Consider the following 26135-nt stretch of genomic DNA (forward strand, 5'->3'; position numbering starts at 1 on the left):
CTTAGTAGACGCGCGCTTTCGGCGCGATCTTCTTCGGATCGATGCCACCCTGTTCAAGGGTGGTCAGCGGATCGAGCACCACCGGACGGTAGTCCAGCTTGACGTTGCCGGCTTCGTCGACCCACGAGAGCGTGTGCTTGCGCCAGTTCTCGTCGTCGCGGCCGGCGAACGGACCGTCCTTGTAGTCCTCGCGGGCATGGGCGCCGCGGCTTTCCTTGCGGGCTTCCGCGCCGTAGACCGTGGTGATGGCGTTGGCCATCAGGTTCTCCAGCTCCAGCGTTTCCACCAGATCGGAGTTCCAGATCAGCGAACGGTCGGAGACCTTGAGGTCCTTCATTTCGCCCCAGATCTCGGTCAGACGCTTGCAGCCCTGCTCCAGGCTTTCCTGGGTCCGGAAGACGGCAGCGTCTTCCTGCATGGCGCGCTGCATCTTGTCGCGAAGATCGGCGGTCGGGATGGAACCGGAAGCGTTCCGCAGCTTGTCGAAGCGGTCCATGATCTTTTCACAGGAGGCTTCGTTCGGCGCCGGCACGGCCGATTTCGGATCGACGACCTCACCTGCCTTGATCGCCGCCGCGCGGCCGAAGACCACAAGGTCGATCAACGAGTTGGAGCCGAGACGGTTGGCACCGTGAACCGATGCACAGCCGGCTTCACCGACGGCCATCAGGCCTTCCTGGATGCGGTTCGGATTGTTGCCGTCCGCGTTCAGCACTTCGCCCCAGTAGTTGGTCGGAATGCCGCCCATGTTGTAGTGAACGGTCGGCAGGACCGGGATCGGATCCTTGGTCACATCCACGCCGGCGAAGATGCGGGCGCTTTCGGAAATGCCCGGCAGACGTTCGGCTAGCAGAGCCGGATCGAGGTGATCCAGGTGCAGGAAGATGTGGTCCTTGTCCTTGCCGACGCCGCGGCCTTCGCGGATTTCCATGGTCATGCAGCGCGAGACCACGTCACGGGAGGCAAGGTCCTTGGCCGACGGTGCGTAGCGCTCCATGAAGCGTTCGCCCTCGGAGTTGACCAGATAACCGCCTTCGCCGCGTGCCCCTTCGGTGATCAGGCAGCCGGAGCCGTAGATACCGGTCGGGTGGAACTGGACGAATTCCATGTCCTGAAGCGGCAGGCCTGCACGGGCCACCATGCCGCCACCATCACCGGTGCAGGTGTGGGCGGAGGTTGCCGAGAAGAAGGCGCGACCGTAACCACCGGTCGCCAGAACCACCATCTTGGCGGCAAAGCGGTGCATGGTGCCGTCATCGAGGTTCCACGCGATCACGCCCTGGCACACGCCGTCTTCGGACATGATCAGGTCGAGTGCGAAATACTCGATGTAGAATTCGGCATTGTTGCGCAGGGACTGGCCGTACAGCGTGTGCAGGATGGCGTGTCCGGTCCGGTCGGCTGCAGCGCAAGTGCGCTGCACGGGAGGACCTTCGCCGTAGTTCTGCATGTGACCGCCGAACGGGCGCTGATAGATGCGGCCGTCTTCGGTCCGGGAGAACGGCACACCGTAGTGTTCCAGTTCGTAGACCGCCTTCGGCGCTTCACGGGCCAGGTATTCCATGGCGTCGGTATCGCCGAGCCAGTCGGACCCCTTCACCGTGTCGTACATGTGCCATTCCCAGCAGTCCGGCGTCATGTTCTTGAGCGACGCGGCGATGCCGCCCTGGGCAGCAACGGTGTGGGAGCGGGTCGGGAACACCTTGGTGATGCAGGCCGTTCTCAGGCCCTGCTCGGCCATGCCGAGCGTGGCACGAAGGCCTGCGCCGCCGGCGCCGACGACCACCACATCATAGGTGTGGTCGACAAATTCATAGGTCTTGGCCATTCGGGTCAGCCTCCAAAGCCAATCTTGAGCACTGCGAAGACGCAGCCGAAACCGATAAAGGCGCAGAAGAAGGTGTTCGCCATCAACGTGAGGAACTTGATGCCTTCGCCATGCACATAGTCTTCGATGATCACCTGCATGCCGAGCTTCATGTGATAGACGCCGGAGAGGATAACCAGGAGCAGGATGATCGAAACGAGCGGGTTCTTGAGGGTCTCGACCACGTCGCCGTGGGAGGAACCCTGCATCGCGATCACCAGGATCACGAAGAACGAGATCAGGAACACGTTGGCGACAGCGGTCAGACGCTGCTTCCAGAAGTGATCGGTGCCTTCTTTGGCAGATCCCAGGCCGCGTACCTTGTTCAGGGGTGTGCGCATATCTGTCATGACACTCTCCTTAGCGAACCGCGTAGCCGATGATCCAGAGGATCAGCGTGACGGCAACGGACCCGATGATGGTCGCCTTGGCGAGCCACTCGCGCGCTTCCTTGCCGAAGCCCGCGCCCATGTCCCAGATGAAATGGCGCAGGCCGCCGAGCATGTGATGCACAAGCGCCCAGGTGAAGCCGAACAGGATCAGACGGCCGATGATCGAGCCGTAGATGCCGTTGACGAAATCGAAGTAGCTGGGGCCCGCCGCAGCGGCGATCAGCCACCAGGCCAGCAGGACGGTGCCGAAGTAAAGCGCCGCGCCAGTGATGCGGTGCAGAATCGACATGACCATCGTCAGAATGGGCTTGTAAATCTGAAGATGGGGCGACAGCGGGCGGTTGCCCCGCAGATCGGCGTTCGACATGGAATTCCTCTCCCGTACGACGCTAGAGCGAAATGCGCTTAAGATGACCCGTTTGAACCTGGTTCCGACCCCGGACGAACCGGCGCGGCCTCCTGGCCAAACGACCCAACCTCAACTCACCTCACCCCAGTTTACGTTTACGCAAACGTAAGCAAATCAAAGCGTTGTCTAGGTGCGTAATAGCGCCAACGCTTCCAAAGGTCAAAATATCCTATAGGCCTAATTGCAAGGAAACTACTTCTATATCGTTTAAATTCATCCGGTGAGATAAAGTGACCTAAACGTGAGCCCCTTCGCCCCCGTGGGGAACTCCGAACACCGACCAGCCGGTTTTGTGAGCAAAATGCTCCATTGCTTCCGTGCCCAGCTTGGAATTGCCGTACTTGTTCAGACCCGGCGACCAGACGGCGATAGACGCCCGACTTGGTGAAATCACGAGAATGCCGCCGCCGACACCACTTTTGCCCGGCATGCCGACACGAAAGGCGAAATCGCCCGAACCGTCGTAATGGCCACAAGTCATCATGAGGGCATTGATCCGCCTCCGGCGCTCGATCGAAACAAGGCCCGGCATCCGGGGCGCATCCACCAGAAAGCGGCCGGCGAGCGCAAGCTGCCGGCAGGACATTTCAATGGCGCATTGATGGCAGTAGGTGCCAAGCACCTTGTCGACGGAAGCCCGCAGGTTACCGTAGGACGCCAGATAATGGGCAAGCGAGAAATTGCGGTGTCCGGTGGCGAGTTCCGACTTCGCGACCTTCTCGTTCATGTGGATGCTGTCGTCGTCGCAGGCAGCGCGAATAAAGCGCAGCAATTCGCCCAGAGCTTCCCGTGGGGTTGACCCGGCCAGATAGGTATCCGTGGTCACCAGCGCGCCGGCATTGATGAACGGATTGCGGGGAATGCCATCTTCCCGCTCCAGAAGCAGGATCGAATCGAAGGAAAGCCCGGAGGGTTCGCGTCCAACCCTGTACCAGAGCTGATCTCCCACCCGGCCGAGCGCCAGAGCAAGGGCAAAAATCTTGGAGACGGACTGGATGGAGAACGGCACATCGGCATTGCCGGCTGTAAACACCCTGCCATCGGCTAGAGCGACGGCTATGCCGAACTGGTTGGGATTGATGCCTGCCAGCTCGGGAATATAGGTCGCGACATTGCCTTTGTCGGGATTGGCCGCAGCGGCTTCCGCGATTTCCGTCAGCAATTCCTGCATGTGCTCCTCCGGTTCGGAGGGGCACTTGGTCAGATTGCCATGGGATATGCAAGTGTCGGGTGACGTGACGCCATCCTGGCAGCCTCAATTGCCGGGCGTGGTCTCCCGCCCCGCAAGAGCAAGACAGTCTTCAGGCGCGCGCCACATTCTGCCGCTGCGCTGCCAGCAACTTGAAAAGATGCAGCATGAAGATGGTCGCAAAGATCGGCGTCACCAGGTTGAGAATCGGCACGGCAAGCAAGCCGGCGATGATCAGGCCACCGAGAAAAACGGTTCCGCCCCGCGCCTTGCGGAATGCCTTCGCCTCGGCCGCCGGAAGGAAACGCATGGCGGCAAATTCGAAGAATTCCCGGCCGAGCAGGTAACCGTTGACGATGAAGAAGGCGACCAGATTGACACCGGGCACAAGCAGCAGCACCAGGGCAAACAGGTTGCCCAAAATCACGACGCCGGTGAACTTGATGGTCTGCACGATCGACTGCGACAGCGGCAGTGCGCGGCCTGGCTGGTCGTGCGGATAGTCCTTCTTGTCGACGATATCGGCGATCTCGTCCTGAAAGAGGCCGGCAAAGAGCGCTGAAATCGGCGCAATCAGGAAGCCGAGTACGAAAATTGCACCAATGCCCGTCAGAACGGATATTGCCGTGTCCATCCAGGCATAGGGCAGCGCGACGAAGGCGGCGATCACGCCCTGAAGGGCGATCCAGATGACAACCAGAACGCCAAGTGTAAAGCCAAGCATCTTCCAGAAAATTGCCCGGAACGGCGGTTCAAACACCTCGGACATGGCGCGGGAAGCAGCTTGGAACATGACACCTTCAAATATCTCGTGAACGACCGCCTCGACATAAGTGCAGCGCCGTTCATGTGCAAGCCCGCGGACAGTAACCGGATCAAAACTAAACTTATTGTTGTGAAATTACGCTTCTGAAACTAGCATTTGCTGGGCGGCAGTTCATTGCCGGCACTTTCTACCCCAGGCTCGGACCGCACGATGCTGCATCTTCATTTCGCCCCCGACACCGACATCACCAAGGGGCTGGCACCCGAAGCCCTGAAAATGTTCCAGTTCGAGTGGAACATCTACCACAAGCTGGTGCGTGCCAATGAAATGCACCACCGGGAAATCGGCCAGCTCCTGCGCGACGAGATCGGCAGACGCTTTGACAAGCCTTTCGCTTTTCTGGATCTGGCCTGCGGCGACGCCAGTCTTGCGCATACGGTGCTTCAGAACAGCAAGGTTGCGACCTACGAGGGCCTCGACCTGTCACGCCCGGCGCTGGAATGTGCTGCCCGGGTGATGAAGGACGTGCCGTATGATGTGGAACTTGCCGAAGAGGACATGGTGGAGGGCATCGTGAGCCGTCCGGCCAGCGCCAACTTCATCTGGTGCGGTTATTCCATCCATCATCTTCAGCGCGCGCAAAAACAGGAAATGCTGTCAGCGATCCGCAACGCGCTCAAGCCGGGCGGTGTCTTCGTCTGCGCGGAGCCTGTGTGCCTGCCCGGCGAAACACGAGCCGATTATACACGCCGCTGGCAGAAAGAACTGCGCCACAGGTTTCGTTCACTTACCGACGCCGAATATGACCACCTCTGGCAACACATCAGCACGCACGACTTTCCCGAAACCCCGGAAGACTGGTTGGCGATGGGCAAGACAGCTGGTTTTACATCAAACCGGGAGATCTTCCGGTTTCCCGGCGATCTGTTTTGCGCCGCGTTTTTGTATGAGAAGTGAGGCTGTCGGCTTCGGCAGTGTGCCAGGTGCCTGGTTTCCAGCGCGTTTCTAGAACCGCGTCCGGGCGCGCAGCGCCTGCGCCAGCGTGCCTTCGTCCAGATAGTCCAGTTCGCCGCCGACGGGCACCCCATGGGCGAGCCGGGTGACATTGACCTGAAGATGAGACAGCTGGTCCATGATGTAGTGGGCCGTTGTCTGCCCCTCGACGGTGGCGTTGATCGCCAGAATGACTTCCGAAAAGCCTTCCGACCCACAACGGTCGATCAGCGAGCCGAGATTGAGATCCTCCGGGCCGATGCCGTCGAGAGGTGACAGGGTTCCGCCCAGGACGTGATAACGGGCATTGACCGCGCCGGCACGTTCCAGCGCCCACAGATCGGCAACATCCTCGACCACCACCAGAACACTCTGGTCGCGTTTCGGATCTGAACAGATGGTGCAGGGATCGGACGTATCGACAGTGCCACAAGTCGAGCAGATGCCGATTTCCCGAACCGCGATGCCCATGGCGTCCGCCAGCGGCACCAGCAGCTGATCCTTTTTCTTGATCAGATGCAGCGCGGCACGGCGTGCCGAACGCGGGCCAAGACCCGGCAGTTTCGCCAAGAGCTGGATCAGCCGTTCGATTTCCGGTCCTGCCACACTTTTCTGTGCCATGGTTTTCTCTTCAGCGCGCGTTGACGACCACCTGAAAGACCTGCCGCGTCAATCCGGCCGGACCGCTCCCCTGATTTCCAGGAAGCGACCAAGAGGCCGGCTTACGAGGCATGGCCGAGGCCCTTATGGCCGCCACGCACTTCAGTTGGAATCAGAACGGCAGTTTCATGCCGGCGGGCAGGCCCAGACCACCCATCAGTTCCTGGGTCTTTTCCTGAATTGCCTGCTCGACCTTGGCACGGGCTTCAGTGTGGGCAGCAATCAGCAGATCCTCGAGGATCTCCTTTTCCTCTTCCTTCAGAAGAGACGGATCGATCGACAGCGACTTCAGATCGCTCTTGCCGTTGAGACGCACGGTGACCAGGCCGCCACCGGCCGAGCCTTCGGCCTCGATCTCAACGATCTGCTCCTGCAGCGAGCCCATCTGCTCCTGCATTTGCTTGGCCTGTTTCATCATCTTGAGGAAATCCATGGAACGACTCCTTCCAAACCTTCACATGGCGCGGATTTCCGCGACCTTACCTATCTGGGAACTGCATTTAGAAGAACAAGAAGCGCGGATCAATCGTCTTCGTCATCCCCGAGCGCTTCGCTCAGGAGCGGATCGCTGACCATCGGGTCGGCCAGAGCAGCGTCGTCTTCTTCGGTGACCTGAACCTTCACGTCGACAACACGGGCACCCGGGAACTGCGCCAGCAGGGCGGCAACGGTGGGGTGCGACTTCGCGTCGGACAGGAGTTGCTGCTGGTTGGCCTCCTGCTCCTCGTGGATGGTCGGGCGTCCCTGATTGCGGGAAACCACGACAAACCAGCGCTGTCCGGTCCATTCGGTCAGCTTGCGGCCGAACTCGCCGGCGATATCGGCCGGGGCGTCGTCCGTCGGCTGGATCTCGATCTTGCCGGGCTCGAATTTCACCAGTCGCATGAGGCGCTGGATCTTGACCTTGAACGGAATGTCGCCCTTCTCGGAAGCAAGGGCGGCGCAATCGTAGAGGCTCTTGAGATTGTACGCCGGCTGAGCCTGCGGTTCGGGTGCGGCTTGCGGCACTCCTTGAGGCGCAGGCCTGCCGCCCTGGATGGCCGAGAGCTGAGGACGGGCGCTTGCCTGCATGGTCGGGCCACTGCCTGAACTGCCGGGCGCGTAGTTCATGCCGACAGCCATGGCGGATGTACCACCGCCACCACCGGCAGGTGCTCCGCCACCACCAGATGGTGCCGCACTGCCAAACGGGTTCTGGCCATTCTTGATCTGCGCCATCAGGTCGCCCGGATCCGGCAGGTCCGCGGCATAGGCAAGGCGCACCAACACCATGTCCGCAGCGGCCAGTGGCTTGGACGCGGACTGAACTTCCTGGACACCCTTCAAGAGGATCTGCCAGGCGCGGGACAGAAGCCGAACGGAAATCTGCTCTGCAAACTCCCGGCCGCGCGCCCGTTCAGCTTCGGTCACGGACGCTTCGTCAGCCGACTTCGGCGCAACCTTCATGCGCGTGACAAGGTGCGTGAAGTCCGCCAGATCCGTCAGCACAATGGCCGGATCCGCACCGACCTCATATTGCGCCTGCAGTTCGCCCAGGGCGTCCTCGATCCGGCCAGCCATGATGTGACCGAAGAGATCAATCACCCGGGCACGGTCTGCAAGACCCAGCATCTGACGCAGGTCTTCCGCCTCGATGGCGCCAGCGCCATGGGCCATGGCCTGATCGAGCAGGGACAGGGAATCGCGTGCCGACCCCTCCCCCGCACGGGCAATCAGCATCAGGGCTTCGTCGGAAATCTGGATGCCCTCGGCATCGGAGATCCGGCGCAGCAGACCGATCAGCTTGGATTGTTCGATCCGGCGCAGGTCGAAACGCTGGCAGCGCGACAGGACAGTGATCGGCACCTTGCGGATTTCCGTCGTCGCGAAGATGAACTTCACGTGCTCCGGCGGCTCTTCCAGGGTCTTCAGCAGACCGTTGAAGGCGGCGTTCGAAAGCATGTGCACTTCGTCGATGATGTACACCTTGTAGCGCGCCGTTGCCGGGCGGTAGCGGGCCGCATCGATGATTTCGCGAATGTCGTTGATGCCTGTATGGGAGGCGGCGTCCATCTCGATGACGTCGACATGGCGGCCTTCCATGATGGCCTTGCAGTGCGTGCCTTCCTGGGTGAGCTTCACCGTCGGCTTGTCGGCAACGCCCGGCACTTCGTAATTGAGGCCCCGCGCGAGGATGCGGGCGGTGGTGGTCTTGCCGACACCGCGCACCCCGGTCAGCATCCAGGCCTGCGCAATCCGCCCGGTTTCAAACGCATTTTCCAGCGTCTGCACCATCGGCTCCTGGCCGACCAGATCCTCAAACGTCTTCGGCCGGTACTTGCGCGCAAGAACGCGGTAAGCGCCATCGTCGGTCGCCGGTTTCACCGCGCCCTGATCCGCCATCAACCCCGGCGTCTGCCCGCCGTCACTTTCGGAAAAGCCTGTCTCGTCCATGAGCCGCACCATAACCATTTTTTCGAAAAGTGGGACGGGCTTTTGAAAGTTTTTGTGCGTCGGACTGCCCCGAGCCGCAATACCTTCAGGGAACCCTTTGCCCAAGCCACGCATTGAGTAACTGCCGACCGTTATTTTCAGCCGGTTTTCATCAGGGAGACGATATGTCTGGAAAACTCTCGCACGACCTGTTCAGCCTCTGGTTCCAGGCGCCTGTCGTCATCGCCCTGCGTTGCCAGAACTGGACCGCGAACCTTGCGGCTGGCACGGCCAGGACCAATCCGGAGCTTCATCGGATGATCAGCGAAAAGGCTGCAGCTGCCATGGAAAGCGCGTTTGCCGTGAACATGGCGTTCCTAAGTGATAGGATGACATCGTTTCAGCGATACTGGCTGGGCGGGCAATCAATCGCGGCAAAGGGCACACGGCCCTATGCGAAGCGTGTCCGCGCAAACGCCAAGCGCCTGAGCAGGAAACCGCGGTAGCTACCCGGTTTCCTCAGCCCTGATATCTGTCCGGCAACAAAAACCGTTGCCTTGCGCCTGGCGACCCGAGCCGCGCGTCCGAATACCACGTTGCCATCAACGCCCTTGAGCTGAGATCCGGGTTCTTGGCAAGAAATTCGCCGAAGGTTTCATGCGGCGTCTCGGCCATCCGCTCCGACAGGATGCCCAGGAAGGCCAGGGTGATGGTGGTGTTGTACTTCTCCGGCACGCCTGCTCTGGAGGCAAGGCCACGCAAGGCGTTGCCATATCGGCAAGCCGCTTCCAGAAACTCGTACTTCTGCAGCATCTCGCAGGCAACGCCGATATGGTCCACATGGCTGAAGCCTTTTGCATCCAGCTGGCCAGCTTCGAAGCGATCGGAAAGCTGCGCGTAATCCCTAAGCTCCGGCATTTGTTTCATCCTTCAGTTTGTGGCTGTCGGCCGCGCTCAGATCGAGGTCGTAAACGTTCTTGAGTTGCCGGATCTTGTCCAGCGTCTCCTTCGAAAACGGCGGCTTGTTCTCAAAAGCATGCAGCGCCATGCCCTCGATCAGGTCGCCAAGACTGATGTCCAGATGTTCGGCGAGCCCTTTCAGGACCTTCAGCAACCGTTTTTCCAGGCGCACACCGGTTTGAACGCGCTCAACTGATTTTTCCATTCCGTTATCATGGTACCAATGTACCAAGCAAGTCAACTTGTCGATTTGAGATGCAGCGCGCCCGAGCCCGAAAAACAAAAAAGCACCGCGGAGAACCGACGGTGCTTTTTGGTAAAGCTGATGCTTTGGATAGGGTGGGAGGCTGGCACGGCGACCCGTGCCGAGGCTCGTTAGGGCTGCTTCCTTCCGGACCTGACCCGGTTGGCGAGTGGCTCGTCCACCACCAACCTCCCGAGGGCCTTATATCAGAAGAAGGATGGGGTTTGGCAAGAGGGCAACACGGTTTTTTGTTCGCCGGGAAATCACACTCCCAAACCCGCCACGAAGCGTGTAGCCTTCGGGAAATTCTGCCCGGAGTGTTTCATGTCATCCTTTGCCCTCAATGCCCGTCTCGAAGGCGACAGCTACTTCGTCAGCGATCTGACGCTGTGCACCGTCCGTCTGCTGAAAGATGCCAACTATCCCTGGCTGCTGCTAATTCCGCGCCAGTCGGACCTCGTCGAGATCATCGATCTGGAGGAGGCCGACCAGATGCAGTTGATGCGCGAAATCGCCCTGGCCAGCCGGGTGCTGCGCGAAGTGACCGACTGCGAGAAGCTGAATGTCGGCGCTCTCGGCAATCAGGTGTCCCAACTGCATGTCCACGTGATCGCCCGTTACAGGGACGATCCGGCCTGGCCCGGGCCGGTCTGGGGTGCGGTTCCGGCGCAGGAGTATTCCCACGACAGGGTGGAAACCCTGATCGAGAAGTTGCGGGATGCCCTTGCCGGTGACGACGACTGATTGCCGGAGCGGTCCAACATCCTGCCTCGTAGCTGTTTCAATCTGCATTCAGATGTGATCGGCGGCACCGGCAGGAAGCGGTTTCTCCGAACTGGAAAATGCACTACGTGAAGAACCAGCATCGATTGACCTCCCGCCCTTTTCTCTTCCAAGGACTTTGACATGAACGCCAACCCCGCCGGTTCCCTGGCCATGGAAATGAGTTTCCTCGGCAACACGCTTGACCGGCAATCGACACGGCGTGGCGATACCGCCTATCTGGCAAGTCTTCTGGAAAAGCCCGATACACGCATCGTGCTGTCGACGGACCGGACATTGGTCTTTGCCGCGGGCGAAAACCTTACCGCCGGGCATCGGCTGGAGGTGGCCCTTTCGCTCGGGGCCGTGCGGGAGGAGATGATTTTCCTGGGACTGCGCCCGGAAAACGGCGAGGCCCTGTTCGCAACGGCCTTGCCCGCGACAGACGAAGACCTTGCGGATCGCACGGACCTTCAGCTTATCGACTTGCGCACCCTTGCCCTGCAGAACGCATTTGCACCGCAGGACATGGGCGCACTTGCCCAGGCCCGCGCCCTGATCCACTGGCATCGCACCCATCAGTTCTGCTCGCGCTGCGGCGAGAAAAGCCATCTGTCCGAAGCCGGCTATCGGCGCGACTGCCCGTCCTGCGGCGGTCAGCATTTTCCGCGCACAGACCCCTGTGTGATCATGCTGATTACCGACGAAAGCGGAGACAAGGCCCTGCTGGGCCGCCCGGCCCGACTTCCGGAGGGCATTTACACCACCCTTGCCGGTTTCATGGAACCGGGAGAAACAATCGAACAGGCCGTGCGGCGCGAAACGTTGGAGGAAAGCGGGATCGTCGTTGGCGACGTCCGACTGATCGCCAACCAGCCCTGGCCGTTTCCGGCGAACCTGATGCTCGGCTGTATCGGCAAGGCGACCTCCTTCGACATCGCCATCGAGGACGACGAGCTTGAAGCCTGCAAATGGTGCGACCGGGACGAAGTGCGGCAAATGCTGGCCGATACGCATCCCGAGGGCCACAAGATACCGCCTTCGATTTCCATCGCCTTTGAACTGATCAAGGGCTGGCTCGACGGAACGCTCTGATGACCTGGTGCGCTTACCTGACCCATCCGGAAGTCCTTGTCGATCCGGACGTTCCCGTTCCCGAGTGGGGCCTGTCGGATACGGGCCGGGAGCGCGCGGCGAAAGCCACCGTCCTGCCGTTTGCCAAGGACATCCGACAGGTAATCTCCAGTGCCGAAAAGAAGGCGCTTGATACCGCGCAGGTCTTCTCCGCCCGCCTCCGCGTCTTTCAGCGGTCGCTTCCGTTCCTGCACGAGAATGACCGGAGTGCGACCGGCTTTCTGCCACCAGAAGAGTTCGAGCGGACCGCAGATCTTTTCTTTGCCGATCCGTATAATTCCGTTCGCGGCTGGGAACGTGCGATCGACGCCCAGGACCGGATCGTCAATGGTGTCAAAAGCGCCCTGCGCCACATTCCCGAGGAAGACCCGGTCCTGTTCGTCGGTCATGGCGCCGTCGGCACCTTGCTGATGTGCCATCTGATGGCCGCACCGATTTCCCGTCATCATGACCAGAGACGCGGCGGCAGCTGGTACCGCTTCGAGAAATCCTGGCTGATGAGCCAGGCCGGTCGCAATTTGGCTTGGACAGAACTTTAAGCACAGTCGGACGAAGACCCGGAACATGTTAGGCTGCCCCGACCTGTCGTGATCCGGGAGCCCGATGTGATCTGCCGTTTGCCGAAGCTTGTTCTTGCCACCCTGAGCTGCCTCGCCGTTACTTTTCTGCCCGCCGACGCGGGCCAATATGATGCCCAGTTCCGGCAGTTCCTGTCTTCGGAAGTTGCTCCGGCGGCACGCCAGCAAGGCATCTCCCAGGCAACTCTCGACCGGGAACTGAAAGGTCTGACACCCGACACCTCCTTGCCGGGGCTGGTCGGGCCGGGCGGCAAGGGCGCGCCGCCCAAGATCAACTTTCAGGCCGAGTTCGGTTCCCCAAGCCGCTACTTCCGGGACAGCCAATTCAACGCCCTTGTGCCACGCGGGCGGTCGCTGATGCAGAAACACGCGGCCGTGCTGTCGCGGATCGAGGCGAAATACGGTGTGCCCAGCCGGATCATCCTGGCCATCTGGGCAAGGGAATCGGGCTATGGCGGGGCCAAGATCCCCTATGACGCCATCCGCGTTCTGGCGACCCAGGCCTTCATGGGCCAGAGGCCGGACTTCTTCAAAGGCGAATTGATCGCCGGATTGAAGATCCTGCAAAATGGCGATGTATCCAGGCAGGGCATGAAAAGTTCCTGGGGTGGAGCCATGGGTCAACCGCAATTCCTGCCGTCTTCCTTCTGGAAGTACGCGGTCGATTTCGACGGTGACGGCAAGCGTAACATCTGGACCTCCGACATCGACACGATGGCCTCCATTGCCCATTATCTCTCGGCACATGGCTGGGTAGCTGACCGCGACTGGGGATATGAAGTCCATCTTCCCGACAACGTCTCATGTACGCGGGAAGGTCCGGACAACCGCCAGAAGATTTCCGACTTCGTGCGTGAAGGCGTCAAGCGCGTCAGCGGCAAGCCTTTTCCGGCCAACGAGGTCAACCGGCCGGGCAACATCCTGCTGCCTGCCGGCCGCTACGGCCCAGCCTTCATTGCCACGGAAAACTTCTACGTCATCAAGGACTACAACGAGAGTGACACCTATGCGCTCTTCGTCGGTCACCTGGCGGACAGGTATGGCAACAACAGCGGTTTTGTCGGCGACTGGAAACCGATGAAGGAAACAACCAGAGGCGCGGTACGGAACCTTCAGCAGAGGCTTGAGGGACTGGGGCACGACGTGGGTGGCGCCGACGGCCTGATCGGCTTCAAGACCCGCCGGTCCATCGGCAAGGATCAGGAGAAGAACGGCTTCTTCGCGACTTGCTGGGTCGGCTAGAACACACCCTGGCCGCCCTCCTGGGTTGTGTTTCAAGGTGCCCGCAAAACTGCTGTTTCCAGGTAGGGGTATCCCGTGACCAAGCGCCGCGGGATACTCGTTTCAACAAACAGTTGATTTTGGGCGTGCAGTGCGGAAGACTGTATCCACATCCTTCCTTACTGCTTCTCCGGTGCCTTCATGCGGCTCCCCAAGATCGTTACCACATTGCAGGATTATTCCCTGCCGCTCTTCCGTGCCGACCTCGTCGCCGGGATCACCGTTGCCATGGTTGCCCTTCCGCTCAGCCTGGCGATCGCCATTGCTTCGGGGGCCGATCCTGCGAAAGGGCTGGTGACGGCGATTGTCGGCGGGTTCTTCATCTCCCTTCTTGGCGGCAGCCGGGTGCAGATTGGCGGGCCGACCGGCGCTTTCATCGTGGTGGTTTACGGCGTCATTGCCGATCACGGATACGACGGGCTGGTGCTGGCAACCTTCATGGCGGGCATACTGCTTTTGATCGGCGGGTATTTCCGGATCGGCAGACTGATCCGCTATGTGCCGGAAGCCGTGGTCAACGGGTTCACCATCGGCATCGCGATCATCATCGCCTCCAGCCAGATCAAGGATTTCTTCGGCCTTCAGATCACCGAGGTACCGGCGGACTTTCTGGAAAAACTTCCCGTTCTCTGGGAGGCACGTGACACCGCTTCGCTGGCCGCCAGCGGACTTGCCCTGGTCACGCTGGTAATGATCGTCGTCCTGCGCCGGATGGCTCCGGCCTTTCCGGGGCTGATCGTTGCCGTGTCGCTAGCCTCGCTGGCTGTCGTTCTGGCCACCCTGCCGGTAGAGACCATAGCCTCGCGCTTCGGTGCCCTGCCCAACACGCTGCCAGTTCCGGCACTGCCGAGCGTCACTGTCGAGCGGGTCGTGGAACTGTTTCCCTCCGCCATCGTGATCGCGTTCCTTGCCGGAGTGGAATCGCTTCTGTCCGCGATGGTGGCCGACAGGATGATTGAAGGAAGTCACCGCCCAAACGCCGAGATGCTGGCACAGGGAACCGCGAATATCGCGTCCGCCCTTTTTGGCGGCCTTCCGGCCACCGGTGCTATTGCCCGCACGGCCACAAACGTCCGTGCCGGTGGCAAGACGCCTGTATCCGGGCTGGTGCATGCGCTTGCCATCTTGCTGATCATGCTGGTTGCGGCCCCCCTGGCCGGATACCTTGCCTTGCCCGCCATGGCGGCCTTGCTGGTTCTCACAGCCTGGAGCATGAGCGAACCGCACAAGTGGAAATCCTATCTGAGCGCCCCGATGGCCGACCGCATGTTGCTGTTGACCACGCTGATTCTGACGGTCCTGATCGATCTGACCGTTGCCATCGGCGTGGGCGTTTCAATCGGTCTTGCCCTCAGGCTGCGCGAACGCAAGAAGCAGCCGGACGACTGGTCGATGCCGGAACGCTGACACGGCCGGTCACCGACTGCAGGACATTCAAAACACAAGGTTTTCAGCTGGAATTCCCAATTTCCCCTTTGGCTACGACCGGCCAAAGGCCTGATGCCGTGTGCGAGGAATATATTTTCTGCTTTCATTTATTATTGCTTTACGATAATTAATCGCTGCAACTTAAATTGGAGCCACTCCACATGTCTGTTTTGTCGTCTTGCGGCGCAGACCTTCGGGTACGCGCGAGAACCCTTCTTATTGCTCTTTTTCTGATGGCCATTGGCACCGCATCGTCCTTTGCGGACCCACTCGACGGGTTCAATCCCGCCACAACCGACCCTGACCTCTTCCGGCTCGCGGTCCGTCACCCCGACAGAATGAAGGTTCCGGATGGAGCCGCAAAGGTTCATGTTGTCCTGTCCGACAAGGAAACCGGGCGCGTTGTCCAGGAAAAGCGGATCGAGCTGCAAAGGACCACAACCGGCGAACAGGCAGCTGAAGTGCGTGCAGAGGCACCGGAAAACGTGGTGACTGTGTACCGGATCCCGGCAAAACAGGTGGCTGAACTGCGGGCACTGCAGGCCAAGTATCTGGCCATGCCCCAGTCTCGTCAGCAAACGATTGGCGGATCCCTGTCGATCGACGTCACCGGCTGCAAACTCGATGCTGCCGATACCGGCGAGATGCTGATTTCGACTTATCTCAAGACATCGGAACTGGAGACCTTCGTGGCTCTGGCGGAGAATTTCGACCTGCGGAACACGCAGGCTTCAAGCCGCAAGGACCTCGATAACACGATCCCGCCCTGTTCATGACCGGTGAACCGGGCAAGGTCACCTCAGACCTTGCCCGCCCCTGCGATGGACAATCACCCTTCCCTGTCTTCGGATCGAAACGCACTTCCCATGTCGACCCCTTTTTCAAGCCGCTCGCTGCTTGCGGTTATGCTTTGCCTGCCCCTGTTTCTGCTGACTGCCTGCAGTCATGTTCCAGTTGCCACCATGGTCAAACTGGCAAACTTCGATATTCTGAAAACCAACCCGGCAGGCTTGCGGGTTGCCGTCAGATATCCGGCCAGCATCCGCATCCCGAAAGGCGGAGCACGCATGATGCTGACGGTGAAGGACAAGAAGACCGGCAAACTGGTTATGGAGGAGAAACTTGCTTTCGTCCGCGTATCGTCCAAGGCCGAGCGGGCGGAGCTGAGCGCCGAACTGCAGGAAGGCCGGCGGATTGCGATCTACCGGCTACCGGACGACAGGATCCCCGCCTTCAAGGCCTTTCAGACGTACCTTCTGACAATGGACAAGGCTGAACGGGACAAGATCGAAGGCAATATGGAAGTCGGCGTCGACGGCTGCCTGGCTTTCGAGCACCGGCCAGCGCGTATCCTGGTCAGCACCTATCTGAAAGCGGATGAGCTGGGCGGCTACATACCACTGCTGCGCGATGTCGATCTTGAGGAACAGATGGCTGACGGCAAGAACGGCGTCGATGGTGGCCTGCCGCGCTGTACGGACGCCCGCGCCGCTACTGAAGGATAACGGCTCAAGCGAGTGCACTTTCCGTCCTTTAAGACCGGCAGACGGCACACCTTTGGACAAGGCAGCGCATGTGCGCTGACCGGTCCGTCAGGATTAGGCGCTCACCACACCTTCCGGTGCTGCTTCCAGGCGGAAGGCGGCAGCCATCAGGGCCTTGGTGTAATCGGTCCGGGGCGCATCGAAGATCTGTTCGGAAGCGCCCTGTTCCACCACCTTGCCCTGCCGCATGACGATAACCTCGTTGGCCAGGGCACGGACGACCTTCAGGTCGTGGGAAATGAACAGATAGGCGAGACCGTGCGCCTTCTGCAGATCTCGCAACAGATCGACCACCTGGGCTTGGACACTCATGTCGAGGGCTGAAGTCGGCTCGTCCAGCATGACAAACTTCGGCTCAAGAACCATGGCCCGTGCGATGGAGATGCGCTGACGCTGGCCGCCTGAGAATTCATGCGGATAGCGATGCCGGGTGGACGCATCGAGCCCGACTTCCTCCAGGGCCTTGGCGACCTTGCGGTCGCGCTCATCGGCTGAAATACCGGGGAAATGCACCTGCAGGCCTTCACCGACGATTTCAGCCACCGACATGCGCGGGCTCAGCGCACCGAAGGGATCCTGAAACACGATCTGCATGTCCCGGCGCAGCGGGCGCATTTCCTTCCAGGAATTCTTCTGGATTTCGGCACCGTTGAAGGCAATCCGCCCGGTGGAGGAAATCATGCGCAGGATCGCAAGACCGAGAGTTGTCTTGCCCGATCCGCTTTCGCCGACGATCCCGAGTGTCTGGCCCTGCCGCACTTCCACATCTATCCCGTCCACCGCCTTGATGTGGTCGACGGTCTTGCGCAGGAAGCCTCGCTTGATCGGGAACCACACCTTCAGATCGTCGGCCTGAACGACAATCGGCTTGCTCTTGTCCGTCGCCGGTGGTTCGCCCTTGGGCTCCGCGGTGAGAAGGTGCTTGGTGTAGGCGTGCTGCGGCCGGTCGAAGATATCGGCGACCGGTCCCTGCTCGACGATCTTGCCCTTGGTCATCACGCAGACCCGGTCGGCGAACTTGCGCACGATCCCGAGGTCGTGGGTAATGAACAGCATCGCCATGCCGTGGCGGCGCTGAAGGTCCTTCAGCAACTCCAGGATCTGCGCCTGAACCGTGACGTCGAGCGCCGTGGTCGGTTCGTCGGCAATCAGCAGATCCGGTTCGTTGGCCAGCGACATGGCAATCATCACGCGCTGGCGCTGGCCGCCGGAAAGCTGGTGCGGATAGGAGTTGAGACGTTTTTCAGGATCGCGGATGCCCACCTGGTTGAGCAGTTCCAGCACGCGCTCACGCGCCTTTGTATCGCTCATGCCCCGGTGGATCTTCAGAATTTCCGAAACCTGCTTTTCCACCGAGTGCAGCGGATTGAGCGAGGTCATCGGTTCCTGGAAAATCATCGAAATGCCGTTGCCGCGCACCTTGCGCAGTTCGGCTTCCTCGACCGCCAGAAGATCCTGACCGTTCATCAGGATCCTGCCGGAGGGATGCGAAGCTGCAGGGTACGGCAGAAGCCGCAGGACCGACTGAGCGGTTACGGACTTACCCGAGCCGCTTTCCCCCACCAGTGCGACGGTCTCACCCTTCTTGATGTCGAAGGTGATCCGGTCGACGGCAAGGTTCTTGCTGCCGCCTTGGGAAAAGGCAACGGACAGGTCTTCGACGGAGAGGAGCGTTTCTTTTGTCATCTTGTTTTCCTCACCCCAGGCTCTTGCGCGGGTCGAACGCATCACGCACCGCCTCGCCGATAAAGATCAGCAGGCTCAACATCAGTGAAATGACCATGAAGCCGGTGATCCCGAGCCAGGGCGCCTGAAGGTTGTTCTTGCCCTGCGCCAGCAGTTCGCCAAGTGATGCCGACCCTGGCGGCAGGCCGAAGCCGAGGAAATCCAGCGCCGTCAGGGTGGAAATCGAGCCGTTGAGAATGAACGGCATGAAGGTGAGCGTCGCCACCATGGCGTTGGGAAGCAGGTGCCGCCACATGATCACCGGATTGGAAACGCCGAGTGCCCGGGCTGCGGATATGTATTCCAGGTTCCGGCCGCGCAGGAATTCCGCGCGCACGACACCCACAAGCGCCACCCAGGAAAATGCCAGCAGGATGGTGAAAAGGGTCCAGAAGCCGGGCACCAGAAACGACGACACGATCAGGATGAGGTAAAGCGTTGGCACCGCCGTCCAGATCTCGATGAAACGCTGGAACAGGAGATCGGTCCAGCCGCCATAATAGCCCTGCACGGCCCCTGCCGCGATGCCGATGACGGAGGATGCCAGCGTCAGCGCCAGACCGAACAGAACGGAAATCCGGAAGCCGTAGACGAGACGCGCAAGCACATCCCGGCCCTGGTCGTCCGTACCGAGCCAGTTCCAGTTGCCCATGACGCAATTGGGATCTTCCGCACCAAGCGGATAGCGCGAGCAACGCTTTTCCTTGTCCATCGTCCAGGAGGGAGGTGCGGGTGCCGGGACCGGAATATCATTGTTGACCGATCGGTAGGAATAACGCACCGGCGGCCACAGCATCCAGCCGTTGGCGCTGATCTCTTCCTGGATGAACGGATCGCGGTAGTCGGTAACCGCCAGGAAGCCGCCGAACTTTTCTTCTGGGTAATCGACGAAGACCGGCGCCAGCAATTCGCCGTTGTAGGAAACAAGGATCGGCCGGTCGTTGGTCAGGAATTCGGCCAGCATGGCCATGACGAACAGCACCAGGAAGATCCAGAGCGACCAGTATCCGCGCCTGTTGGCCTTGAAGTTCGCCAGCCGCCGCTGGTTTATCGGCGAAAGGCGTGCCTTGGTCCCCTGTGCCGGGACGACAAACGCTTCGCGATCACCCGTTATAGCGGCCTCGAAGTAGGCCGCCCTGGACCGCTCGCGGCTTTCGGCTTCATATCCGCCAGCCTCATGTCCGCCACTGCCGGAATCGTAGTTTGCACTTCCTGCATCACTGTCTGAATCGGTCGCCATCGATCAGACCTCCCTGCTTTCGAAGTCGATCCGGGGATCGATCCAGGTGTAGGTCAGGTCGGAAATGAGGTTCACCAGAAGTCCCATGAGCGAGAAGATGTAGAGGGTTGCAAAGACCACCGCGTAGTCGCGATTGATCACCGATTCAAAACTGAGCAATCCCAGGCCATCGAGCGAGAAGATCGTCTCGATGAGGAGCGAGCCGGCAAAGAAGGACGAGATGAAGGCCCCCGGGAAACCGGCCACCACGATCAGCATGGCGTTGCGGAACACATGGCCGTATAGCACCTGGCTTTCCGTCAACCCCTTCGCCCTTGCGGTGATCACATATTGCTTGCGGATTTCATCCAGGAACGAGTTCTTGGTCAGCAAGGTGGTGGTGGCAAAGGCGGACAGGGCCATGGCCGTCAGAGGCAGGGCAAGGTGCCAGAAATAGTCGGCGATCCGGGCAGGCCACGAGAGCTGTTCCCAATTGTCAGACACCAGTCCCCGCAAGGGAAAGATATCCCAGAAGGAGCCACCGGCGAAAAGCACGATCAAGAGAACCGCAAAGAGAAAGCCCGGTATGGCGTAAGCCACGACGATGACACCGGAGGTCCAGACGTCGAACCGCGAACCATCCGAAACGGCCTTGCGGATCCCGAGCGGTATCGACACCGCATAGGATATCAGCGTCATCCAGAGGCCGAGAGAGATCGAAACCGGCAGTTTCTCGGCAATCAGATCGATGATCTTGATGTCGCGGAAATAGCTTTCCCCGAAATCGAAGCGGGCATAGTCGCCCAGCATCTTCAGGAAGCGTTCCAGCGGCGGCTTGTCGAAACCGAACTGCGCTTCCAGTTCCTTGATGAATTCCGGGTCGAGCCCCTGGGCACCGCGATATTTCGAACTGACCGAATCTGCAGTTGCGCCGCCACTGCCTCCAGAGGTGTCGTTGCCGCCCCCCAGCATGTCGCTGCCACCGCCGCTGATGCGTGATGTCGCCGAAACGTCCGTTCCCTGCAACTGGGCGATGACACGCTCGACCGGACCACCTGGCGCAAACTGGATGATGACGAAGTTGATTGCCATGATCCCGACCAGCGTCGGTATCATCAGCAGCAAGCGGCGAAGGATGTAGGCGCCCATGGAGTGTGTGCAGTCCCTTTTGTCTTGGCCTTCTGGAGCGGGCCCGAGGTTTCGCTGGAAATATTACCCGGCTTTACCGAGTTTTTCCGCCTTTTCCTTGTCTATCCACCACAGTTCTTCCACCGGGAAGAAGTAGCGCGGAGTTTCTTCGGGAAAGCCGTAGACATCCCACATGGCAACAGTGTGGACGTTCTTGAACCATTGCGGAATCCAGTAATGACCGGCCCGTAACACGCGGTCGAGGGCCCGCGCCGCGTTGGTCATCTCATCGCGCGTTGTCGCCGCGATGGCCTTGTCGATCAGTGCATCGACAACCGGGCTGGATATGCCGGATGTGTTGTAGGTGCCCGGAATTGTCGCCGCCTTGGAGCCCCACATCTCGCGAATGGTATCCGACAGTGTCGGCGAAAGGCTGAGCCTGCGGCTGGCGATATCAAAGTCGTAGTCGTTGAGCCTGGCCTCATATTGCGCCGGATCGACGATCCGCAGGCTCGCCTTGATGCCGAGCCGTTCCAGGTTCTTGATCATCGGATTGACGATCCGTTCGTAAGCGGCGGTGTTGTTCAGGAACTCGATCGTCAGCTGATTTCCGTCCGGGCCGATCAGGTCGGTCCCCGTCCGGGTAAACCCGGCTTCGGCCAGAAGTTCGCTCGCCCGTTTCAGCAGCTTGCGGTCATTGCCGGATCCATCGCTGACGGGCTGCATCACCGCTTCGCCGAAGACAGCCTCCGGCAACTGGTCCCGGAAGGGCTCCAGCAACGCAAGTTCCGCGGCCGTGGGCATCCCCTCCGCCTTCATGTCGGAGTTTTCGAAGAAGGACTGGGTTCTCGTATAAAGCCCGTAGAACAGGTTCTGGTTCGACCATTCGAAATCAAAGGCGTATCCAAGAGCCTCGCGCACGCGCGGGTCCTTGAACTTGTCGAGCCGGGTGTTGATGAACCAGCCCTGCGCCCCTGACGGCCGGCCATCGGGAAACTCGCGGCGGATGACCTTGCCTTCTTCCACAGCCGGAAAATTGTACTCCGTTGCCCAGTTCTTGGACGTGAATTCCTCACGGTAGAAGGTCTTGCCCTTCTTGAAGGCTTCGAATGCCGTCTGGCGTTCACGGTAGAACTCCACCCGTATAACCGCGAAATTGCAGTGCCCGACCCTGACCGGCAGATCCTTTGCCCAGTAGTTTTCGACCTGGTGGTATTCGACATAGTGACCGACGGCATGTTTTCCGACCTTGTAGGGACCGGAGGACAGGGGCGGTGTCAGGGTCGATTGCTTGAAATCGTAGGCGGTGTAATAGCGCTTGGAGAAGATCGGATAATCGGCCGCAACGACGAGCGGCAGGTTGCGCGACTGCGAACCGTCGAACTGCAGCGCGACCTTGTGATCGTCCAGAATGACCGCGTCCTTCAGTGACGACAACGGCTGGCTGAGCATGGGGTGACCGTCGGCCTTCAGAAGCAGAAGCGAAAAGGCGACGTCCTCTGCAGTCAGTTTGGAGCCGTCGTGAAATCTGGCTTCAGGCCTCAGACTGAACGTGAAAACATTGCCGTCCTCCGATACCTTGACCGTTTCCGCCAGCAGGCCATAGACCGCGTCCGGCTCATCGTAAGCGCGCACCATCAAGGTGTCGAAACACAGCTCCATGCGGGGCGGGGCATCGCCTTTCAGGATGAAGGCATTGAAGGTGTTGTAGGTCAGGACATTCTGGTTGAAGTACCAGTAAGGCGCCTGAAACGAGAACGTTCCGCCTTTCGGAGCCAGCCTGTTGACATAGTCGAACTGGGTGAAGTCCGGTCCGTATTTCAGATCGCCGAATACGGACAAGCCGTGTACGGGGCCATCCGGATATGCGGTCTGTGACGCGAAGGCCGTGGACACCGGCCAGGGCGCTGCCGACGCAAACGCCGCGGCGCTGCTCATTTGCAGGAAACGGCGCCGGGAAGTCGTCAGGGCCCCACTCATCTCGCAGTTCCCGTCTTGGCGGCCAGGGCCTCGTCGTACCACCAGATGGTCGGGAACCCGGTGCTGTATTCCGGCATCTGTTGCGGATGGCCGAAGCGGTTCCAGCGTGCCGTGCGAGTTTCGTCGGAGTAGAACTGCGGTACAACGTAATGGTTCCACAGCAACACGCGATCGAGCGCGCGGGTGGCCGCCACCAGCGTTTCCCGGTCTTCGGCAAAGATGACCTTGTCGATCAGCTTGTCGATCGCGGGGTTCTTGATGCCGGCATAGTTGGCCGAACTTTCGTTATCAGCAGATTCAGACCCCCAGTACTCCCGCTGCTCGTTTCCGGGCGACAGGGACTGTCCGATCGCCAGGACCACGGTGTCGAAATCACGGCTGCGGACGCGATTGACGAACTGCGAGGTATCGACCAGACGCAGGATCGGCTTGATGCCGATGGCTTCCAGGTTCTGCGAATACGGCAGAAGGGTGCGTTCGCTGGCCTTGTCACGGTAGAGGAATTCGATGCTGAGCTGTTCGCCGGTTTTCGGATCGACCATCTTCCGGTCTTTCAGCTCATAGCCGGCCTTGCGCAGCAACTTGACGGCTTCACGCAGGTTGGCGCGCACGTTCTGCGGATTGCCGCCAACCGGGTTCTTGAATTCTTCCGTGAAGACTTCGGGCGGCACCATGTCCCGCACTTCCTCCAGGATCTCCAGCTCCTTGCCCTGCGGCAGACCGCTGGATGCCAGCTCCGTACCGGCGAAATAGGAATTGACCCTCTTGAGAAGGTTGGCGGAAACGATCTCGTTGGTGGTTTCGAAATCGTAGGCATAGTTCAATGCCTGACGGACATCAGGGTTCTGGAATTTCTCACGGCGCTGGTTCAGGAAGAACCCCTGCATGACACCCCTGGACTTGTCCGGGAAGATTTCCTTCACCACCCGGCCATCCTTGATGGCTGGGAAGTCGTAGCGCTTGGCCCACTGGCTCGAGCTGCGCTCGGTATGGAAGTCGTACTGGTCACCCTTGAAGGCTTCGAACTGCACGGAATCATCGAGGAAGGAGATGTAACGGATCTCCTCGAAATTATCGGTGCCGACGCGGATCGGCAGGTCCTTTCCCCAATAGTCCGGCACGCGCTCGTAGATCACCTGACGGTTGGGCGAGAACTCTTTCATCTTGTAGGCACCGGAACCGAGTGGCGGCTCCAGAGTGGTGCGGGAGATGTCACGCTGCTCTCCCTTGCTGTTCGTGCCTTCCCACCAGTGTTTGGGCAGGACGGTCAGCTGGCCCATGATCTTGGGAAGCTCGCGGTTTCCGCTGACATCAAAGGTGAAGCGCACGGTGCCATCGCCGACAATCTCGGACTTCTGGACATTCTGGAAGTAGTACTTGCGCTGCGGGTCCAACTCGATGGACTTTTCAAACGACCAGATGACATCTTCGGCGGTTACCGGCTCGCCGTCATGCCACTTTGCATCCGGGTTGAGCCTATATTCGACCCAGGAATAGTCGTCGGGAAAGCGAACCGCTTCGGCCAAGACACCGTATTGGGCACTGATATCCTCTTCATCCAGAGAGGGCTCCATCAGGCTTTCGTAGATATTCAGGATGCCGGGGGCGATATTGCCCTTCTGCGCCAGAATGTTGAACGTATCGAACCCGCCGCTGGCAGCTAGCCGAACCGTGCCGCCCTTGGGGGCATCGGGATTGACGTAATCGAAATGCCTGGCATCGGCGCCGTACTTGGGTGTTCCATTGAGGGCGGCCGCGTGATGCCATTCCGGTTCAGCCGCGAAAGCCGGTACGGATCCGATCCCCGACATCACCACCACACTTGCCAGTGCAAGCCCAGCTGCGGCCCGCTTCCCTACATGCCATTTGAACACCATCGGCTTCTCCGTCCCCTTCCGGTTCCTGAACCCAAATCACGGGTTTAGAGAATCAGTGTAGGGACGTGTTGGCCCTGCGTCACCTGCTGGCTGTCGAGATGACAGAAATTTAACCTGCCTGGGGGAGGCCGTTTCCGGGAATATCCTGTGAATTTCTCTTGGACTTTGCCTTTTGCGCGTACATTCTTCCGTCGGCAACCCTAAGTAAATCCTCCACTGTGGCGGCATCACCTGGATAACTTGCCGAGCCAATACTGGCTTTCACATCGATGCGGGCACCCGAATACTGGAATGCCTGGGTCACACGTTCATCGAGGCGCGTGAGAAAGGTGTCCCTTTCCTGGCGCCGCATGTTGCCCGGCGTCAGCACGATGAACTCGTCGCCGCCGACCCTGGCGACGGTATCCGTCTGCCGGATCTGGTTCTGCAGCCGCTGCCCGACCTCGATCAGAAGCTGATCGCCAACTGCGTGCCCATAGTTGTCGTTGACCGGCTTGAAGGCATCCAGATCGACGTAAAAAATCTCGAAGCCCGCGCCACTGCGCTCGCACATGGCGGCAAGCTGGTGCATGCGGTCTTCCAGCAGGCGCCGGTTCGCCAGTCCTGTCAGAGGGTCATGCAGCGCCATGGAGCGAACCTTGTAGACCTCGCTGATCAACAGAAATGCCATGGCGCCAAAGACGAGCGAGATCAGACTGCCGACGAGTTGCGTGATCCAGACCTGGTTGCCCGTGCTCGACCAGCCGGCCTCCGGAAGACCGACAAGCTCCCAGTTCAGACCGCCCGGAAGATGCAGAGGCAGGGACACATGATCCTTTTCAAGGAGAGACTGGCTGCCGAAAATCATGTTGTTGGAAGCAACCGCGCTCCGGTTCACAAGACCGATGCGGATGCCGTTGATGACATCCGTGATGCCGGCAGTCTTCATCATGCCCTCTTCGTCCAGCACCAGGGTGGCGACACCCCAGTAACTGCGCTCCTTGAGCGGTTGCCCAAGGAAGCTGGCTGGAAAGATGGGAATTCGGATCAGGAGGGCCCTGCCCCCCTGCACAAGTTCAAGAGGGCCTGCAATCACGACGTCACGCGTCACCATCGCCTGCTGGATTGCGGGCCACTGCGCCGTGTTCATGCGGTAGTTCAGACCGAGCGCCGCCTGGTTGGGCTCCAGCGGAAACACCGCGCGAAGAATGTTGTTGGGTGCCAGGCCGATAGAGCGGATGGACGGATTTTCCTCGATCAGTTCGACCGCGATTTCCCGGTAGTCCTCCATTTCGAATGGCTGTTCGACGAACTGGGACACATAGGCTCGGATCCCGAGTCCGTGGGCCACAGTCCGGTTGATTTCGCCTTCAAGGCGCGCCCGTGCCTCGGAGAGCGAGGCGACGGCCTGACGTTTGTGCTGGGAAACAATTTCATTGCGGACCAGTTGACCGACGTGCGCAGTGACGGCGATGCCAGCGAGAAAACAGACGGCAGCAACGATGGAAGCGATCCACGTTCCATTCGACTTAGAAAATACATTCCTCGTCAAGTTGATGCCCATAGGGTCCTTGTCCGACCTTAGCCCACTATTCGACAACAATACGT

25 protein-coding genes and 1 other RNA gene are annotated in these 26135 nt (G+C 60.0%); 9 read left to right on the top strand and 17 right to left on the bottom strand.

Annotated features, from left to right (window positions below):
* Position 1: 1 nt before the first annotated feature.
* From sdhA to FIV03_RS03655, 5 genes are all read right to left on the bottom strand, one after another.
* Positions 2-1828, bottom strand: a complete 1827-nt coding sequence (gene sdhA / locus FIV03_RS03635) for a succinate dehydrogenase flavoprotein subunit (RefSeq protein WP_152508694.1) — start codon at positions 1826-1828, stop codon at positions 2-4.
* 5 nt (positions 1829-1833) lie between these two features.
* Positions 1834-2217, bottom strand: coding sequence for a succinate dehydrogenase, hydrophobic membrane anchor protein (gene sdhD / locus FIV03_RS03640; protein ID WP_022999038.1), 384 nt, complete (start codon positions 2215-2217; stop codon positions 1834-1836).
* Between the two features lie 10 nt (positions 2218-2227).
* Positions 2228-2626: a succinate dehydrogenase, cytochrome b556 subunit gene (sdhC, locus tag FIV03_RS03645; protein WP_055657171.1), complete on the bottom strand. Its 399-nt coding sequence runs from the start codon at positions 2624-2626 to the stop codon at positions 2228-2230.
* Positions 2627-2903: 277 nt separating this feature from the next.
* On the bottom strand, positions 2904-3839 hold the full coding sequence (locus tag FIV03_RS03650; RefSeq protein WP_152508695.1) for a glutaminase: 936 nt from the start codon (positions 3837-3839) through the stop codon (positions 2904-2906).
* A 130-nt stretch (positions 3840-3969) separates the two neighbouring features.
* On the bottom strand, positions 3970-4650 hold the full coding sequence (locus FIV03_RS03655; protein ID WP_022999041.1) for a sulfate transporter family protein: 681 nt from the start codon (positions 4648-4650) through the stop codon (positions 3970-3972).
* A 183-nt stretch (positions 4651-4833) separates the two neighbouring features.
* On the opposite strand from FIV03_RS03655, the gene FIV03_RS03660 reads away from it, so the two are divergent.
* Complete coding sequence (locus tag FIV03_RS03660; RefSeq protein ID WP_152508696.1) at positions 4834-5580, top strand: class I SAM-dependent methyltransferase; 747 nt, start codon at positions 4834-4836, stop codon at positions 5578-5580.
* A gap of 48 nt (positions 5581-5628) precedes the next feature.
* Here the strand turns inward: FIV03_RS03660 and recR are convergent, their stop codons facing one another.
* The 3 genes from recR to FIV03_RS03675 form a co-directional block, all read right to left on the bottom strand.
* Complete coding sequence (gene recR, locus FIV03_RS03665; protein ID WP_152508697.1) at positions 5629-6237, bottom strand: recombination mediator RecR; 609 nt, start codon at positions 6235-6237, stop codon at positions 5629-5631.
* A gap of 151 nt (positions 6238-6388) precedes the next feature.
* Positions 6389-6709, bottom strand: coding sequence for a YbaB/EbfC family nucleoid-associated protein (locus tag FIV03_RS03670; RefSeq protein ID WP_006935456.1), 321 nt, complete (start codon positions 6707-6709; stop codon positions 6389-6391).
* Positions 6710-6798: 89 nt separating this feature from the next.
* Positions 6799-8658, bottom strand: coding sequence for a DNA polymerase III subunit gamma/tau (locus FIV03_RS03675; protein ID WP_209010004.1), 1860 nt, complete (start codon positions 8656-8658; stop codon positions 6799-6801).
* A 215-nt stretch (positions 8659-8873) separates the two neighbouring features.
* Between FIV03_RS03675 and FIV03_RS03680 the strand changes: the two genes are divergently transcribed.
* Positions 8874-9194, top strand: coding sequence for a hypothetical protein (locus FIV03_RS03680; protein ID WP_152508699.1), 321 nt, complete (start codon positions 8874-8876; stop codon positions 9192-9194).
* A gap of 13 nt (positions 9195-9207) precedes the next feature.
* Here the strand turns inward: FIV03_RS03680 and FIV03_RS03685 are convergent, their stop codons facing one another.
* From FIV03_RS03685 to ffs, 3 genes are all read right to left on the bottom strand, one after another.
* Complete coding sequence (locus FIV03_RS03685) at positions 9208-9606, bottom strand: hypothetical protein (RefSeq protein ID WP_152508700.1); 399 nt, start codon at positions 9604-9606, stop codon at positions 9208-9210.
* Complete coding sequence (locus FIV03_RS03690; protein ID WP_152508701.1) at positions 9593-9853, bottom strand: hypothetical protein; 261 nt, start codon at positions 9851-9853, stop codon at positions 9593-9595. The genes FIV03_RS03685 and FIV03_RS03690 overlap by 14 nt, the downstream gene beginning before the upstream one ends.
* Before the next feature lie 134 nt (positions 9854-9987).
* Positions 9988-10085, bottom strand: an RNA gene (ffs, locus tag FIV03_RS03695) — signal recognition particle sRNA small type.
* 131 nt (positions 10086-10216) lie between these two features.
* Between ffs and FIV03_RS03700 the strand changes: the two genes are divergently transcribed.
* From FIV03_RS03700 to FIV03_RS03730, 7 genes are all read left to right on the top strand, one after another.
* Positions 10217-10636: an HIT family protein gene (locus FIV03_RS03700; RefSeq protein WP_152508702.1), complete on the top strand. Its 420-nt coding sequence runs from the start codon at positions 10217-10219 to the stop codon at positions 10634-10636.
* A gap of 162 nt (positions 10637-10798) precedes the next feature.
* Positions 10799-11749 (top strand): NAD(+) diphosphatase, encoded by a 951-nt coding sequence (nudC, locus tag FIV03_RS03705; protein ID WP_152508703.1) that lies wholly within the window; start codon positions 10799-10801, stop codon positions 11747-11749.
* Positions 11749-12327: a histidine phosphatase family protein gene (locus FIV03_RS03710; protein WP_152508704.1), complete on the top strand. Its 579-nt coding sequence runs from the start codon at positions 11749-11751 to the stop codon at positions 12325-12327. Before nudC ends, FIV03_RS03710 begins: the two co-directional genes overlap by 1 nt.
* Positions 12328-12393: 66 nt before the next feature.
* The gene (locus tag FIV03_RS03715) at positions 12394-13608 is read left to right on the top strand and encodes a lytic murein transglycosylase (RefSeq protein ID WP_152508705.1); all 1215 of its coding nucleotides are present in this window, start codon (positions 12394-12396) and stop codon (positions 13606-13608) included.
* Between the two features lie 180 nt (positions 13609-13788).
* Positions 13789-15054, top strand: coding sequence for a SulP family inorganic anion transporter (locus tag FIV03_RS03720; RefSeq protein ID WP_152508706.1), 1266 nt, complete (start codon positions 13789-13791; stop codon positions 15052-15054).
* 182 nt (positions 15055-15236) lie between these two features.
* On the top strand, positions 15237-15851 hold the full coding sequence (locus tag FIV03_RS03725; RefSeq protein ID WP_152508707.1) for a hypothetical protein: 615 nt from the start codon (positions 15237-15239) through the stop codon (positions 15849-15851).
* 90 nt (positions 15852-15941) lie between these two features.
* Complete coding sequence (locus FIV03_RS03730; protein WP_152508708.1) at positions 15942-16580, top strand: hypothetical protein; 639 nt, start codon at positions 15942-15944, stop codon at positions 16578-16580.
* A 93-nt stretch (positions 16581-16673) separates the two neighbouring features.
* Here FIV03_RS03730 and FIV03_RS03735 read toward each other — a convergent pair whose 3' ends face one another.
* The 6 genes from FIV03_RS03735 to FIV03_RS03760 form a co-directional block, all read right to left on the bottom strand.
* Complete coding sequence (locus tag FIV03_RS03735) at positions 16674-18305, bottom strand: ABC transporter ATP-binding protein (RefSeq protein ID WP_152508709.1); 1632 nt, start codon at positions 18303-18305, stop codon at positions 16674-16676.
* Between the two features lie 10 nt (positions 18306-18315).
* On the bottom strand, positions 18316-19584 hold the full coding sequence (locus FIV03_RS03740; protein ID WP_209009848.1) for an ABC transporter permease: 1269 nt from the start codon (positions 19582-19584) through the stop codon (positions 18316-18318).
* Positions 19585-19587: 3 nt separating this feature from the next.
* Positions 19588-20712: a microcin C ABC transporter permease YejB gene (locus FIV03_RS03745; protein ID WP_152508710.1), complete on the bottom strand. Its 1125-nt coding sequence runs from the start codon at positions 20710-20712 to the stop codon at positions 19588-19590.
* 63 nt (positions 20713-20775) lie between these two features.
* Entirely contained in the window at positions 20776-22671 is a 1896-nt protein-coding gene (locus FIV03_RS03750) for an extracellular solute-binding protein (protein ID WP_152508711.1), read from the bottom strand.
* Complete coding sequence (locus tag FIV03_RS03755) at positions 22668-24548, bottom strand: extracellular solute-binding protein (RefSeq protein WP_152508712.1); 1881 nt, start codon at positions 24546-24548, stop codon at positions 22668-22670. The genes FIV03_RS03750 and FIV03_RS03755 overlap by 4 nt, the downstream gene beginning before the upstream one ends.
* A 109-nt stretch (positions 24549-24657) precedes the next feature.
* Entirely contained in the window at positions 24658-26079 is a 1422-nt protein-coding gene (locus FIV03_RS03760; protein ID WP_209009849.1) for a diguanylate cyclase, read from the bottom strand.
* Positions 26080-26135: the final 56 nt, after the last annotated feature.

Source organism: Labrenzia sp. THAF187b (assembly GCF_009363375.1).
Lineage (GTDB): Bacteria > Pseudomonadota > Alphaproteobacteria > Rhizobiales > Stappiaceae > Roseibium > Roseibium algicola.

Bases quoted from the DNA above. Each gene is read 5' to 3' on its own strand.
- sdhA (WP_152508694.1), bottom strand. From the start codon at position 1,828: ATGGCCAAGACCTATGAATTTGTCGACCACACCTATGATGTGGTGGTC.
- sdhD (WP_022999038.1), bottom strand. From the start codon at position 2,217: ATGACAGATATGCGCACACCCCTGAACAAGGTACGCGGCCTGGGATCT.
- sdhC (WP_055657171.1), bottom strand. From the start codon at position 2,626: ATGTCGAACGCCGATCTGCGGGGCAACCGCCCGCTGTCGCCCCATCTT.
- FIV03_RS03650 (WP_152508695.1), bottom strand. From the start codon at position 3,839: ATGCAGGAATTGCTGACGGAAATCGCGGAAGCCGCTGCGGCCAATCCC.
- FIV03_RS03655 (WP_022999041.1), bottom strand. From the start codon at position 4,650: ATGTTCCAAGCTGCTTCCCGCGCCATGTCCGAGGTGTTTGAACCGCCG.
- FIV03_RS03660 (WP_152508696.1), top strand. From the start codon at position 4,834: ATGCTGCATCTTCATTTCGCCCCCGACACCGACATCACCAAGGGGCTG.
- recR (WP_152508697.1), bottom strand. From the start codon at position 6,237: ATGGCACAGAAAAGTGTGGCAGGACCGGAAATCGAACGGCTGATCCAG.
- FIV03_RS03670 (WP_006935456.1), bottom strand. From the start codon at position 6,709: ATGGATTTCCTCAAGATGATGAAACAGGCCAAGCAAATGCAGGAGCAG.
- FIV03_RS03675 (WP_209010004.1), bottom strand. From the start codon at position 8,658: ATGGCGGATCAGGGCGCGGTGAAACCGGCGACCGACGATGGCGCTTAC.
- FIV03_RS03680 (WP_152508699.1), top strand. From the start codon at position 8,874: ATGTCTGGAAAACTCTCGCACGACCTGTTCAGCCTCTGGTTCCAGGCG.
- FIV03_RS03685 (WP_152508700.1), bottom strand. From the start codon at position 9,606: ATGCCGGAGCTTAGGGATTACGCGCAGCTTTCCGATCGCTTCGAAGCT.
- FIV03_RS03690 (WP_152508701.1), bottom strand. From the start codon at position 9,853: ATGGAAAAATCAGTTGAGCGCGTTCAAACCGGTGTGCGCCTGGAAAAA.
- FIV03_RS03700 (WP_152508702.1), top strand. From the start codon at position 10,217: ATGTCATCCTTTGCCCTCAATGCCCGTCTCGAAGGCGACAGCTACTTC.
- nudC (WP_152508703.1), top strand. From the start codon at position 10,799: ATGAACGCCAACCCCGCCGGTTCCCTGGCCATGGAAATGAGTTTCCTC.
- FIV03_RS03710 (WP_152508704.1), top strand. From the start codon at position 11,749: ATGACCTGGTGCGCTTACCTGACCCATCCGGAAGTCCTTGTCGATCCG.
- FIV03_RS03720 (WP_152508706.1), top strand. From the start codon at position 13,789: ATGCGGCTCCCCAAGATCGTTACCACATTGCAGGATTATTCCCTGCCG.
- FIV03_RS03725 (WP_152508707.1), top strand. From the start codon at position 15,237: ATGTCTGTTTTGTCGTCTTGCGGCGCAGACCTTCGGGTACGCGCGAGA.
- FIV03_RS03730 (WP_152508708.1), top strand. From the start codon at position 15,942: ATGTCGACCCCTTTTTCAAGCCGCTCGCTGCTTGCGGTTATGCTTTGC.
- FIV03_RS03735 (WP_152508709.1), bottom strand. From the start codon at position 18,305: ATGACAAAAGAAACGCTCCTCTCCGTCGAAGACCTGTCCGTTGCCTTT.
- FIV03_RS03740 (WP_209009848.1), bottom strand. From the start codon at position 19,584: ATGGCGACCGATTCAGACAGTGATGCAGGAAGTGCAAACTACGATTCC.
- FIV03_RS03745 (WP_152508710.1), bottom strand. From the start codon at position 20,712: ATGGGCGCCTACATCCTTCGCCGCTTGCTGCTGATGATACCGACGCTG.
- FIV03_RS03750 (WP_152508711.1), bottom strand. From the start codon at position 22,671: ATGAGTGGGGCCCTGACGACTTCCCGGCGCCGTTTCCTGCAAATGAGC.
- FIV03_RS03755 (WP_152508712.1), bottom strand. From the start codon at position 24,548: ATGGTGTTCAAATGGCATGTAGGGAAGCGGGCCGCAGCTGGGCTTGCA.